Raw genomic sequence first — 12,671 nt, 5'->3', positions numbered from 1 at the left:
GTAGCGGGGACATAGTCATGCGTCCCGACATCCTCAACCCGCTGTTCGCCGAGGTCACCGCGCTGAAAGGCGTGGGGCCGGGGCTCGCCAAGCCGATGGAGAAGCTGGCGCTGCGCCGCGTGGTCGATGTCGCCTTCCACCTGCCGACCGGATACATCGACCGCCTGCCGCGCGAGGAACTGGATGCCGCCGACGCGGGCCGCACGATCGCGATCACGCTGACCCCGGTCGAGCACCGCACCGGCAGCAGCCCGCGCAGCCCGACGCGAGTCGGTGCGGTGGATGCCACGGGCAATCACGTCTCCCTCGTCTATTTCGGCGGGTCGTCGGGCTGGGTGAAGAAGCTGCTGCCGCTCCACGAACCCCGCCGGGTGTCGGGCAAGCTGGAGACGTATGGGCAGGATTTGCAGATGGTCCACCCGGACTATGCCGTTCCGCTGGACGAAGCGCCGACGGGTACCGGGCGCGAGGCGATCTATCCGCTGTCCGAAGGGTTGACCTCGCGCCGGCTGGCGGCACTGGCGGCGCAGGCGGTCGAGCGCGCGCCCGAGCTGCCCGAATGGGTCGAGCCGAGCGTGCTCGCAAAGCACGAGTGGCCGGCGTGGCGCGACGCGCTGGCGCGGCTCCACGCCGATCCGTCGGATGCGAAGGCGCGGACGCGGCTCGCCTATGACGAGGTGTTCGCCAACCAGCTTGCGCTGCTGCTGGTCCGCGGCGACGCGCGGGCGAAGCGGGGCCGGGCGCTGACCGGCGACGGGCGGCTGCGGGCGAAACTCGACCTGCCCTATGCGCCCACGGGTGCGCAGTCGCGGACGATTGCCGAGATCGAGGGCGACATGGCGCAGGTGCGGCCGATGCTGCGCCTGCTGCAAGGCGATGTCGGGTCGGGCAAGACGCTCGTTGCCCTCAATGCGCTGCTGATCGCGGTCGAGGGCGGGGCGCAGGGCGCGCTGCTGGCGCCGACCGAAATTCTCGCGCGCCAGCATTACGAGACGCTGTCGCGCCAGCTGGCCGGGATCGCGACGGTCGCGATTCTCACCGGACGCGACAAGGGGCGCGCGCGGGAATCGACGCTGATGGGGCTGGCGGCGGGGGAGATCGATATCCTGATCGGCACCCACGCCATTTTCCAGCAAGGTGTCATCTATCGCGACCTGGGGCTTGTCGTGGTCGACGAGCAGCACCGCTTCGGCGTCGCCCAGCGGATGATGTTGCAGGCCAAGGCCGAACGCCCGCCGCACCTGCTGGTGATGACCGCGACACCGATCCCGCGCACGCTGACGCTGGCCAACTACGGCGAGATGGACGTCAGTCGCCTCGACGAAATGCCGCCGGGGCGGGAGCCGATCGAGACGCGGGTGATTTCGGAGGACCGGTTCGACGATGTCGTCGACGGCCTCGCGCGGCACCTGTCCGGCGGGGGGCAGGCCTATTGGGTGTGCCCGCTGGTCGAGGAGAGCGAGAAATCCGACCTCGCCGCTGCCGAGGCTCGCGCCGAGTCGTTGCGCCAGCGCTTCGGCGAACGCGTCGCGCTGGTGCACGGGCGGATGAAGGGGCCGGAGAAGGACGCCGAGATGGCGCGCTTTTCCTCGGGCCAGGCCGGCGTGCTGGTCGCGACGACGGTGATCGAGGTCGGCGTCGATGTGCCCAACGCCACGCTGATCGTGATCGAACATGCCGATCGCTTCGGGCTCGCGCAGTTGCACCAGTTGCGCGGGCGGGTCGGGCGTGGCGGGGGGCGGTCGGTATGCCTGTTGCTGCGCGGGAGCCATCTGAGCGAAACGGCGCGCGCGCGCCTGGCGCTGATGCGCGAAACCAACGACGGCTTCCGGATCGCCGAGGAAGATTTGCGACTGCGCGGCGCGGGTGAATTGCTCGGCACGCGGCAGTCGGGGGAGCAGGGGTTTCGCATGGCGACGCCGGAGATGCTCGGCGAACTGCTGCCGATCGCCAATGGCGACGCCCGCCTGCTGATCGATCGCGACGGTGGGTTGCACGGCCCGCGCGGGCAGGCGGCGCGGACGGCCCTCTATCTGTTCGAGCGCGACGCCGCGGTCGGGCTGCTGCGGTCTGGGTAACGGGAATGCCGATGCACTTGCTCTTGCCGATCGTCCTGACTTTCCTCGCCGGGATCGGAGTCGCCGCGCAGGCGCCGACGAACGGCATGTTGGCGAAGGTCTCCGGATCGACGCTGCTGGCGGCGCTCATCTCGTTCGGCGTCGGTACGGCGGCGATCGCGATCGCGTGGGCGGCGAACGACAGGACGTCCCCCGCCGTCCTGCGCGACGCACCGGCCTGGGCCTGGCTCGGTGGCATCTATGGCGCGATCTATGTGGCGACCGCCGCTTATGCCGCGCCGCGGCTGGGCGTCGCGACGATGCTGATGATCGCGATCGCCGGGCAGATGGCAGCGGCCGTGGTGATCGACCATTTCGGTCTGTTCGGCATCCGTGCCGAACCGGTGTCGCTCAGCCGCATCGCCGGACTGGTGCTGGTGATCGCCGGCGTCGTGCTGGTGCGCCGTTAGCGCAGGATCGCGGCGAGCAGTTCGTAATAGTCGCCCAGACCGATCGGCTTGCCCAGTTCGCAGCCGACCCGCCCGCCGAGCGCCCAGCGGACGTCGGCCGGAACCGCGCCCAGGCCGGGAAGCGTGACGCGCAACTGATCGTCCTCCGCCACGCTCGCATCGCACCGCGCCATGAAGCCGTGCGGCGAAATGTTCACGATCAGCAGCTGCAACGTGCGGCCATCGGCATGGGTCGCGCGGGCGCGGTAATGCACCTCGTCACGGTCTTCCCGCCGTCCGTCCGATTTTGCCAGATTGCCGAGGGGCATAGCCGAATTCCCGCCTTCCCGACACGGGTAGCAGGGCAATCGTAAACAAGGTCTGTAGGATTGCGGCGAACGGAGGGATCAGCCGGGCCGCACGATCCCGTGATGCTTCTTGCCCGCCGACAGCCGCCGGTCGGCCGTCACCGTCAGCACGGCGGCTTCGTCCACGATCTTCTCGCCGTCGATCCGCGCGCCGCCGCCGGCGATCAGCCGTCGCGCTTCGCCCTTCGACTTGGCGAAGCCGAGGCCGATCAGCGCATCGACGACCGCGATGCTGCCGCCCGGCGCATCGACCGTGGGGAGCGCGGCGCCGGAAGCGCCTTCCTCGAACGTCCTGCGCGCCGTCTCCGCGGCGTCGTCGGCGGCGGCGCGGCCGCGGCACATCGCGGTGGCTTCGGTCGCGAGGATCTTCTTGGCCTCGTTGATCTCGGCGCCCGCGAGCGTCTCCAGCCGCGCGATCTCGTCCAGCGGCAGGTCGGTGAACAGGCGCAGGAAGCGGCCGACGTCGCGGTCGTCGGTGTTGCGCCAGAACTGCCAGTAATCGAAATGCGACAGCTGGTCCTCGTGCAGCCACACCGCGCCGGACACGGTCTTGCCCATCTTCACGCCGTCCGCCGTCGTCAGCAGCGGGGTGGTGACGCCATAGACCTCTGCCCCGTCCATTCGGCGCGCGAGTTCGACGCCGTTGACGATGTTCCCCCACTGATCGCTGCCGCCCATCTGAAGGCGGACGCCCTGGCGCCTGGCGAGTTCGCGGAAGTCGTAGCCCTGGAGGATCATGTAGTTGAATTCGAGGAAGCTCAGCGACTGCTCGCGGTCGAGCCGGAGCTTCACCGAATCGAAGCTGAGCATCCGGTTGACGCTGAAATGCTGCCCGACCTCGCGCAGGAAGGGGATGTACTCCAGCCTGTCGAGCCAGTCGGCGTTGTTGACCATCACCGCGTCGCTGGGACCGTCGCCGAACGTCAGGAAGCGTTCGAAGATGCGCTGGATGCCGGCAATGTTGGCCAGGATCGTGTCGTCCGACGCAAGCTTGCGCGCTTCGTCCTTGAACGACGGATCGCCGATCTTGCCGGTCCCGCCGCCCATCAGCACGATCGGCTTGTGCCCGGCCTGTTGCAGGCGGCGCAGCAGCATGATCTGGACCAGGCTGCCGACGTGCAGCGACGGCGCGGTCGGATCGAAGCCGATATAGCCCGGCACGACCTGCTTCGTGGCCAGCGCGTCGAGCGCGGCGGCGTCGGTCACCTGGTGGATGTACCCACGCTCCGATAAAAGGCGGAGCAGGTCGGAGGTGTAGGTCGTTTCGGTCATGACGGTGCTCCCCCTAACCGTTCGGGCTGAGCTTGTCGAAGCCCTGTCCGTCTTGCGTATGCGTTGGCAGAAGAAGGGCAGCACTTCGACAAGCTCAGTGCGAGCGGGAGAGAGGGATGATCTACGAGCTGAAATGTCATCCCGATACGCCGGCCGGAAAGGTTCGGGCGGTCAGGGTCGAGTGGACGATGACCGATGGGAGCGACGTCCTGCTGACCTTCGCGGTCGAGGGGCTCGACACGCTGGTTTTGCCCGAAGTGACGACACCGGCGCGCGCCGACGGGCTCTGGCGCACCACCTGTTTCGAGATGTTCTGGAAGCCGAGCGCAGGCGACGGGTATTTCGAGTTCAACCTCTCGCCTTCGTTGCGGTGGGCGGCATACGCGTTCGATCGGTATCGGGACGGAATGCGCAACCTGCCGCTCGCGGTCGATCCCGTGATCGAGCGGACGACGAATGGGATCGATGCTGACATCGATCTCTCGACGGTGCCGTCCGGCGCCGCGGATATCGCCCTGACCGCAGTCATCGAGGAAGCCGACGGCACCAAATCCTATTGGAGCCTCGCGCATCCGCCCGGCGCGCCGGATTTTCATCATCCCGATTGCTTTGCGCTGCGTATCCCGGCAGTCGGAACCCCATGAAATTCGGCATCGATCGCCTGCTCTCCGACCCCGAGCTGTTGAAAAGCCTGCACGGTCGCCGCGTCGCGTTGCTCGCGCACCCCGCGTCGGTGACCGCGGACCTGATGCATTCGCTCGACGCGCTGGTCGCGGCGGGGGTGAACGTCACCGCTGCCTTCGGACCGCAGCATGGGCTGCGCGGCGACAAGCAGGACAATATGATGGAGTCGCCGGATTTCGACGATCCTGTCCACGGTATTCCCGTTTTCAGCCTGTATGGCGAAGTGCGCCGGCCGACGGGCCAGTCGATGCACACGTTCGATGTCGTGCTGATCGATCTGCAGGACCTGGGCTGTCGCATCTACACCTTCATCACGACGTTGCTCTATGTCATCGAAGCCGCTGCCCAGCATGGCAAATCGGTGTGGGTGCTTGATCGGCCCAATCCCGCCGGGCGGCCGGTCGAGGGGCTGACGTTGCTGCCGGGATGGGAGAGCTTCGTCGGCGCCGGCCCCATGCCGATGCGGCACGGACTGACGCTCGGCGAACTCGGGCAGTGGTTCATCGACCATTACAAGCTCGACGTCGATTACCGCGTGATCGCGATGGAGGGCTATGCGCCCGACGCGTCGCCCGGGTTCGGCTGGCCGGCGGAGCGCATCTGGATCAACCCCAGTCCGAACGCGCCGAACCTCAACATGGCGCGCGCCTATGCCGGGACCGTGATGCTGGAGGGCACGACGCTCAGCGAAGGGCGGGGGACGACCCGGCCGCTGGAACTGTTCGGCGCGCCCGACATCGACGCACGCGCGGTGCTGGCGGAGATGCGGCGCACGGGGCCGCAGTGGCTGGAAGGCTGCCTGTTGCGCGAGGTGAGTTTCGAGCCGACGTTCCACAAGCACGTACACCAGCTCTGTGCCGGGCTGCACATCCACGCCGAGGGTGCGGCGTACGACCACACCGCGTTCACGCCGTGGCGATTGCAGGCGCTGGCGTTCAAGGCGATCCGGACGCTGTATCCGGACTATCCGCTGTGGCGCGACTTTCCCTACGAGTACGTCTTCGACAAGCTGGCGATCGACGTCATCAACGGTGGCCCGGCCTTGCGCGAATGGGTGGATTATGCCGGCGCTCAGCCTGGCGATCTCGATTCGATGACGCGCGCGGACGAAGCCGCGTGGGAGGACGTGCGACGCGCGTACCTGCTGTACTGATGGCGACGCGCTGTACCGTGCTCCCGCGCAGGCGGGCGCCCAGGGTAATTCATACCCGACGTACCATGCCTGTGGCCCTGGGCACCCGCGTTCGCGGGAGCACGGGAGGATCTGCATTATGCTAGCCGGCCTCATCTTCGCGACCGAAGACGCCGAGGATCGCCCTGACGCGCTTGCCGCGACGTTGCCGTTCGGCGGCGCGACGCTGATCGAATATCAGGCGCGGCTGCTGGCCGCGGTCGGCGTCGGTCACCTGCTCGTCGCCGTTTCACGGGTGACGCCGGCGTTGCTCGGCGCGACCAGCCGGATCGCCGCGCGCGGCGTCACGGTCGATGTCGTGCGATCGGCGGAGGAGGCCGCGGCCCGGATGCACCCGCTGGCGCAGGTCATCGTCGTCGCCGATGGGCTGGTGACCACCGACGCGGTCATCGAATGGCTTGCGTCCGAAGGCCATGAAGCCCTGCTCGTCACGCGTGACGGCGACGGCAGCGGCGGGATCGAGCGGGTCGATAATTTGCACAGCTGGGCAGGTCTTGCCCGAGTCCCCGCCGCGCGGCTGGCCGACGTCGCGTCGCTGCCCGCCGATTATGATTTCCAGTCGACGCTGTTGCGCCAGGCGGTCGCCGCGCGCGCCGTGCAGTTGTTGCTGCCGCCCGCGACCGGCCGGACCCGGCACGGCGTCGAGCGAAATTCGGCGGCGCTGTTGCGGCGGTCGAAATCGGTGCTCGCTGCTCTGGGCGACCGGCGGACGGCCTGGACCGACCGGTTCATCTTCACGCCCGTGACCGGCTGGACGCTGCCCCACCTCGTTTCGCGCGGCGTGCCCGCGTGGGCGGTGACCGCGGCGGGGGGCGTCGCGGGCGCGGCGGCGGTGGCGCTGCTGTCGGCGATGCTGCCGGCGGCGGGAATCGCGGTCAGCCTGGCCGGGATGGCGGCGCTGTCGACGGGATCGATGCTGAGCTGGCTGCGCGGGGAGGATCGGCTGGCGCGCACGCAGGAGCGTGCGATTCAGGCGCTGGCGGCCGCAGTCGTGCTGCTGACCGGCGTCGACGCGACGCGGGCGACCGGGGCGGGCACCGGGCTGGTCCTGGCCCTGGCGACGATCGCCTGCGCGGTGCTGCTGGAGCGGGTGCCCGTCCCGCGGCGGCGTTGGTGGGCGACGCCGGCGGCGCATCCGCTGATCCTGTTGCCCGCCGCGATCGTCGGCTACCCGCTCGTCGGGCTGGCACTGTCTGCGCTTTACGCGCTTGCCTCGACCGGCATGGCGATTGAGGCGATTCGCGAAAAGCCTTAGGGCCGCCTTAACGACGGCGCGGTAGACCGGGACCTTATGACGGACGCTTCCGCCATCACGCATCGGGCGCATGGCGCCGGGGTACGGGCCTTGCTGGCCCGGGCCGCGGTCGCCGATTCGCGCGCCCGCGCCGCGCTCGATGCCTCGATCACCGACGCCTTCCTGCCCGCCGAAGGGCGGCTGGACGATCGCACGCGCGCCGCGCTGGCGACTCTGGTCGAAGCGATGGTCGGCGTGGTCGAGGGCGAGCTGACCGAATATTCGATGCGGCTTCTCGGCACCCGCGGGGCGCGGGCGGCGGCGGAGCGGCTGATCGCGAATCCGACCCCGGTTGCCGAGCGGCTGGCCGCGGCGGGACTGCTGCGCGACCCCGACTTTGCCGCCGAGTGCCTCTCGCGCGTCCAGCTGGAACTGCTGACCGCGAGCCTTCCCGCCGATGCAGGGGCCGACGCCGACACACCCAGCCTGCTGGCTCGGCTCGCGCAAAGTTCCGACCGGGTCGTCGCGACGGCCGCCGCCGCGACGATGATCGGCGAGAGCCAGCGACGCCAGTTGAGCGAAGGGCGCGGCCTGACCAGCACGGGCATGCCGTCCACGCTTCACGCCCGGCTGGTCTGGTGGGTGGCGGCGGCATTGCGGGACCGGGCGGCCGACGGGCTCGACGATCCCGCTCCACTCGATCGCGCGATCGCCGAGGCTGCGCTGCGCAACATCGCCGCGCATGACGCCGATGACCGCGTGGAGGCCGCGACGATGCGCCTGGCCGAAGCGGTCGATGCGCAGCCGGTCGAACTGCCCGCGCTGCTCGACGAAATCCTGCGCGACCGGCGACTGACCGTCCTAGCCGCGTTCATCGCCCATGCGCTGGGTGCGCGCTACGAACTGGGGCGCGAGTTGCTGGTCGATCCGGCTGGCGATCGCCTGTGGCTGGTGCTCCGCGCGCTGAACGTACCGCGCGAGACGATCGCCCGGCTGGGCTTTCATCTGAGCGAGGCGGACCCGCGCCGCGATGTCGATGCCTTTGCCGACGCGCTCGATCTGGCGGCGAGCATCGACCCGGCGACCGCGCGGCTGGCGGTCGCGCCGCTCAGCCTGCATCCCGATTTCCGCGCCGCGCTGCTGGCGCTCGACACGCTCAAGGACGTGCGATGAACGCGCTCGATCCGCTGCTCCACCCGATCGTCGCGCGCTGTGACGGTACGGACCGGCTGGTCCAGGCCGATCCCCGGTTCCTCGACCTGATCGCGCAGGCCGGGGGCGCGATCGGCGGCGATGTGGCGTTGCCCGAGATCGCCGCACTCGTCCGGCTTGCCCGCCGGCTCGGCATCGCGATCGCGCGTGCCGTAGTGGTGGCGGACGGGGACGACGACCTGGAACTGTCGGTCCGGGCCGAACCCGATGCCGACGGCGTGACATTGGTCGTCGGCGGGTGGCAGGCGCGCCCGTCCTGGCGTCCGTCCGCCGAACGCGCCTCGTTCCGCGCGGTCGAGGCCGACTGGATGTGGGAAAGTGACGCGGCGTTGCGGCTGACCCATGTTACCCCTGACGCGGGCGCCCGCTATGGCTTCGATGCGGCGGCGATTCTGGGGCAGCCGCTGGTCAAGCTGTTCGCGCTGGCCGAGGACGATGACGGCGCGTTCCCGATCCTGGGTGCGGTCGCCGCGCAGATGCGGTTCGACGCGCAGGAAGCCGAGCTTCGCGGCACCGGACGACGGGTCTTGCTCGCGGCCGAACCGCGGATCGACGCACGCGGGCGTTTCGCCGGCTTTGCCGGGGGCGTGATGATGCTCGACCCGCTGCCTGCCGCGGCGCCGGCCCCAGCGGAAGACGGCGAGCCGACCGAGCCCTTCGCCGCCGGCTTTGGCGAACAGCTCGACCGCTCGCTGCGCCGGCCGCTGGAACGCATCATCGCCAACGCCAGCAGCATGAGCGCGGGCGTCGATGGGCCGATCGCCGAGCGCTATTCGGGCTATGCCGACGATATCGCCAGCGCCGGACGGCATCTGTTGGGACTAGTCGACGACCTGGTCGATCTGGAGGCGGTCGAGCGCGCCGACTTCGTGGTCGATGCCGATCCGCTCGATCTGGCCGATGTCGCGCGCCGCGCGTCGGGCCTGCTGGCGGTGCGCGCGTCGGAGGGGGATGTCCGCATCGATCGTCCGGCCGCCGACGAGACGCTGCCGGCGACGGGCGACTTCCGCCGGTCGCTCCAGATCCTGGTCAACCTGATCGGCAACGCCGTGCGCTATTCGCCGCGCGGCGGCAGCGTGTGGGTGCGGATCATGCAGGACGATACCCACGCGTGCGTGATCGTCGCGGACCAGGGCAAGGGTATCGCCGAGGCTGACCAGGCGATGATCTTCGAAAAATTCGGCCGCGTCGATCCGGGCGAGCCGGGCGGCAGCGGCCTGGGCCTCTACATCTCGCGGCGCCTGGCCCGCGCGATGGGCGGCGACATCACCGTCGACAGCGCACCTGGGGCGGGTGCCCGTTTCGTGTTCACGTTGCCGCTGGAATAAGGGCGACCACCGCGCCCTACCGCCGCAATCGCCGCGCGTAGAGCACGACCACCAACCCGACGACCGCCAGCACCGACCCGCGCAGCACCCACGGCCGCTGGTCGATCATGAAGCTCGACTGCGGCCAGCGGACGTAACCGAGGCCTTGGCCCATCCACAGCAGCCCCATCGCCGTAGCCAGCAGTCCGATGACGAGGAGGATCCCGTGGCGGGTCACGCGCTCAACGCTCGGCGATCGGAACGTAATGACGCTCGGTCGGGCCGGTATATAGCTGGCGCGGGCGGCCGATCTTCTGCTCGGGATCGGAGATCATCTCGTTCCACTGCGCGACCCAGCCGACGGTGCGGGCGAGCGCGAAGAGCACGGTAAACATCGTCGTCGGGAAGCCGATCGCCGACAGGATGACGCCCGAATAGAAATCGACGTTGGGGAACAGCTTCTTCTCGATGAAGTAATCGTCGCTGAGCGCGATTTCCTCCAGGCGCAGCGCGGTTTCGAACAGCGGGTCGGACACGTTCAGCGCGTCGAACACTTCGCGCACCGTCTTCTGCATGACGGTCGCGCGCGGGTCGTAGTTCTTGTACACGCGGTGGCCGAAGCCCATCAGGCGGAACGGGTCGTTCTTGTCCTTGGCACGCGCGATATATTCCGGGATGCGATCCGGCGTGCCGATCTCGCGCAGCATGTTGAGCGCGGCTTCGTTCGCGCCGCCATGCGCCGGACCCCACAGGCAGGCGATGCCCGCCGCGATGCAGGCGAACGGGTTCGCGCCCGACGAACCGGCCAGACGCACGGTCGAGGTCGATGCGTTCTGCTCATGATCGGCGTGCAGGATGAAGATGCGGTCCATCGCACGCTCGACCGCCGGATTGACTTCATATTCCTCGGCCGGAACGCCGAAGGTCATGCGCAGGAAATTGCCGGCGTAGCTGAGGTCGTTCTTCGGATACACGAACGGCTGACCGACGCTGTACTTGTACGCCATCGCCGCGATCGTCGGCATCTTTGCGATCAGCCGGTGCGACGCGATCATGCGTTGCTGCGGGTCGGAAATGTCGGTCGAGTCGTGGTAAAAGGCGCTGAGCGCACCGACCACGCCGCACATCACCGCCATCGGGTGCGCGTCGCGGCGGAACCCGCGGTAGAATTGCGCGAGCTGCTCGTGCAGCATCGTGTGACGGCTGATCGTGTAGCTGAACTTGTCGAGCTCGTCCCCGCTCGGCAACTCGCCGTTCAGCAGCAGATAGCTGACTTCCATGAACGACGAATGCTCGGCCAGCTCGCCGATCGGATAGCCGCGGTGGAGCAGCACGCCCTGGTCGCCGTCGATATACGTCAGCGCCGATTCGCACGACGCCGTGCTGGTGAAGCCGGGGTCGTATGTGAACATCCCCGATTTCGCGTAGAGCTTGCGAATGTCGATCACGTCGGGACCGACGGTCCCCGACAGCACCGGATAGTCGCTGTCGCCGATCTTGATGCTGGTATCGGTCACTCGCAAAGCTCCTCGTTGTTCTCGTGCGGCCCTTTGTCAGGCCATCTGGTCGGCGATCCGTCCCAAACTCTCGTCACGCCCGAGGAGTTCGAGCACGTCGAAAATTCCAGGCGAGGTCTTGCGACCGACGAGTGCGGCGCGCAGCGGCTGCGCGACGGCACCGAGCTTGACGCCCGCGGCCTCGGCGACCTCGCGGACCGCCGGTTCGAGCGCTTCCGTATCCCAGCTGTCGAGCGCGTCAAGCGCGGCGTGCAGCCGGGTCAGCAGCGAACGTGCCTCACCTTCTAGCAGACCCTTCGCCGCATCGTCCAATTCCAGTGGGCGGCTGCGAAACAGAAAGCCCGCGGCGTCGGAGAGGTCGAGGATATTGGCCGCGCGCGGCTTCAGCGATACCATGCTGCGACGCAACAGGTCCAGCTGCTCGACCGTGGGTTCGAAACCGAGTCGCGGCGCGACCAGATCGGCCAGCCGCATATCGTCCGCTGCGCGGATATAATGACCGTTAAGGTTCTCGAGCTTCTTCGTATCGAACCGCGCCGGTGATTTCCCGACCGCGTCGAGGTCGAACCATTCAATCGCCTGTTCGCGGCTGATGATCTCGTCGTCGCCATGACCCCAGCCCAGACGCAGCAGGTAGTTGAACAGCGCCTCCGGCAGGATGCCGAGGTCGTCGCGATACGCATCGACGCCCAGCGCACCGTGCCGCTTCGACAGCTTTGCGCCGTCCGACCCGTGGATCAGCGGTATATGGGCGTAGACTGGCTCGGGCCAGCCCATCGCGCGAATGATGCTCAACTGGCGGAACGCGTTGTTGAGGTGGTCGTCGCCGCGGATGACGTGCGTCACACCCATGTCGTGATCGTCGACGACGACCGCGAGCATGTACGTCGGCGTGCCGTCCGACCGCAGCAGGACCATGTCGTCCAGTTCCGCATTGGCGACGGTCACGCGGCCCTGGACCAGATCCTCGATCACCGTCTCGCCCTCGCGCGCCGCCTTGACGCGGACGACGAAAGGCTGGTCGGCGGGGGCGGTCGCCGGATCGGCGTCGCGCCACGGCGAGTTGAGGCGGAACGGGCGTCGCTCGGCCTCCGCCGCGGCGCGGGCCGCGGCGAGTTCGGCCTGCGTCATGTAGCAGCGGTACGCGCCACCACGCGCGATCAGGTCGTCGACGACCTCTGCATGGCGTCCCGCGCGGGTCGACTGGAACACGGGTTCCTCGTCCCAATCCAGCCCCAGCCAGTTCAGCCCGTCGAAGATGACGTCGATCGCGTCCGTTGTCGACCGGGCCTTGTCGGTATCCTCGATCCGCAGCAGCGCCTTACCGCCATAGTGGCGTGCGTACAGCCAGGCGAACATGCCGGTGCGGGCGTTGCCGA

The 12,671-nt window shown here is 68.6% G+C and carries 12 protein-coding genes; 7 read left to right on the top strand and 5 right to left on the bottom strand.

What is annotated here, in order from left to right:
• Nucleotides 1–17: 17 nt before the first annotated feature.
• Together recG and ASE86_RS10080 are read left to right on the top strand one after the other, a co-directional pair.
• Complete coding sequence (gene recG / locus ASE86_RS10085) at nt 18–2,078, top strand: ATP-dependent DNA helicase RecG (RefSeq protein WP_056425449.1); 2,061 nt, start codon at nt 18–20, stop codon at nt 2,076–2,078.
• 11 nt (nt 2,079–2,089) lie between these two features.
• Entirely contained in the window at nt 2,090–2,527 is a 438-nt protein-coding gene (locus ASE86_RS10080; protein WP_056426988.1) for a DMT family transporter, read from the top strand.
• On the opposite strand, the gene ASE86_RS10075 is transcribed toward ASE86_RS10080, so the two are convergent.
• Together ASE86_RS10075 and tyrS are read right to left on the bottom strand one after the other, a co-directional pair.
• On the bottom strand, nt 2,524–2,835 hold the full coding sequence (locus tag ASE86_RS10075; protein WP_056425446.1) for a PilZ domain-containing protein: 312 nt from the start codon (nt 2,833–2,835) through the stop codon (nt 2,524–2,526). The genes ASE86_RS10080 and ASE86_RS10075 overlap by 4 nt on opposite strands.
• 78 nt (nt 2,836–2,913) lie before the next feature.
• Complete coding sequence (gene tyrS, locus ASE86_RS10070) at nt 2,914–4,146, bottom strand: tyrosine--tRNA ligase (RefSeq protein ID WP_056425443.1); 1,233 nt, start codon at nt 4,144–4,146, stop codon at nt 2,914–2,916.
• Between the two features lie 116 nt (nt 4,147–4,262).
• Here tyrS and ASE86_RS10065 point away from each other — a divergent pair, with 116 nt between their 5' ends.
• From ASE86_RS10065 to ASE86_RS10045, 5 genes are all read left to right on the top strand, one after another.
• Entirely contained in the window at nt 4,263–4,790 is a 528-nt protein-coding gene (locus ASE86_RS10065) for a DOMON-like domain-containing protein (protein WP_056425438.1), read from the top strand.
• The gene (locus ASE86_RS10060; RefSeq protein ID WP_056425435.1) at nt 4,787–5,983 is read left to right on the top strand and encodes an exo-beta-N-acetylmuramidase NamZ domain-containing protein; all 1,197 of its coding nucleotides are present in this window, start codon (nt 4,787–4,789) and stop codon (nt 5,981–5,983) included. Before ASE86_RS10065 ends, ASE86_RS10060 begins: the two co-directional genes overlap by 4 nt.
• Before the next feature lie 118 nt (nt 5,984–6,101).
• On the top strand, nt 6,102–7,277 hold the full coding sequence (locus tag ASE86_RS10055) for a hypothetical protein (protein WP_056425430.1): 1,176 nt from the start codon (nt 6,102–6,104) through the stop codon (nt 7,275–7,277).
• Nucleotides 7,278–7,313: 36 nt separating this feature from the next.
• Nucleotides 7,314–8,429 carry a DUF2336 domain-containing protein gene (locus ASE86_RS10050; protein ID WP_156347093.1) on the top strand — a complete coding sequence of 372 codons (1,116 nt, stop codon included), beginning with the start codon at nt 7,314–7,316 and terminating at the stop codon, nt 8,427–8,429.
• Nucleotides 8,426–9,796: a sensor histidine kinase gene (locus ASE86_RS10045; protein ID WP_056425425.1), complete on the top strand. Its 1,371-nt coding sequence runs from the start codon at nt 8,426–8,428 to the stop codon at nt 9,794–9,796. The genes ASE86_RS10050 and ASE86_RS10045 overlap by 4 nt, the downstream gene beginning before the upstream one ends.
• A 16-nt stretch (nt 9,797–9,812) precedes the next feature.
• Here the strand turns inward: ASE86_RS10045 and ASE86_RS10040 are convergent, their stop codons facing one another.
• The 3 genes from ASE86_RS10040 to gltX form a co-directional block, all read right to left on the bottom strand.
• On the bottom strand, nt 9,813–10,013 hold the full coding sequence (locus ASE86_RS10040; RefSeq protein ID WP_056425424.1) for a hypothetical protein: 201 nt from the start codon (nt 10,011–10,013) through the stop codon (nt 9,813–9,815).
• A 4-nt stretch (nt 10,014–10,017) separates the two neighbouring features.
• Nucleotides 10,018–11,292, bottom strand: coding sequence for a citrate synthase (locus tag ASE86_RS10035; RefSeq protein ID WP_056425420.1), 1,275 nt, complete (start codon nt 11,290–11,292; stop codon nt 10,018–10,020).
• A 36-nt stretch (nt 11,293–11,328) separates the two neighbouring features.
• On the bottom strand, nt 11,329–12,671 hold a 1,343-nt coding region (gene gltX, locus ASE86_RS10030), incomplete at its 5' end, for a glutamate--tRNA ligase (protein WP_056425417.1).

Origin of the sequence: Sphingomonas sp. Leaf33 (assembly GCF_001421785.1) — a bacterium.
GTDB lineage: Bacteria > Pseudomonadota > Alphaproteobacteria > Sphingomonadales > Sphingomonadaceae > Sphingomonas.
The sequence above is the reverse complement of the archived record's forward strand: the minus strand, read 5'-3'. Positions and strand labels throughout refer to the sequence as shown.

What these genes read in the sequence shown, in the direction of transcription:
- ASE86_RS10075 (WP_056425446.1), bottom strand. Translation starts at nt 2,835, where the DNA reads ATGCCCCTCGGCAATCTGGCAAAATCGGACGGACGGCGGGAAGACCGT.
- ASE86_RS10050 (WP_156347093.1), top strand. Translation starts at nt 7,314, where the DNA reads ATGACGGACGCTTCCGCCATCACGCATCGGGCGCATGGCGCCGGGGTA.
- ASE86_RS10065 (WP_056425438.1), top strand. Translation starts at nt 4,263, where the DNA reads ATGATCTACGAGCTGAAATGTCATCCCGATACGCCGGCCGGAAAGGTT.
- tyrS (WP_056425443.1), bottom strand. Translation starts at nt 4,146, where the DNA reads ATGACCGAAACGACCTACACCTCCGACCTGCTCCGCCTTTTATCGGAG.
- ASE86_RS10045 (WP_056425425.1), top strand. Translation starts at nt 8,426, where the DNA reads ATGAACGCGCTCGATCCGCTGCTCCACCCGATCGTCGCGCGCTGTGAC.
- ASE86_RS10080 (WP_056426988.1), top strand. Translation starts at nt 2,090, where the DNA reads ATGCACTTGCTCTTGCCGATCGTCCTGACTTTCCTCGCCGGGATCGGA.
- ASE86_RS10055 (WP_056425430.1), top strand. Translation starts at nt 6,102, where the DNA reads ATGCTAGCCGGCCTCATCTTCGCGACCGAAGACGCCGAGGATCGCCCT.
- recG (WP_056425449.1), top strand. Translation starts at nt 18, where the DNA reads ATGCGTCCCGACATCCTCAACCCGCTGTTCGCCGAGGTCACCGCGCTG.
- ASE86_RS10060 (WP_056425435.1), top strand. Translation starts at nt 4,787, where the DNA reads ATGAAATTCGGCATCGATCGCCTGCTCTCCGACCCCGAGCTGTTGAAA.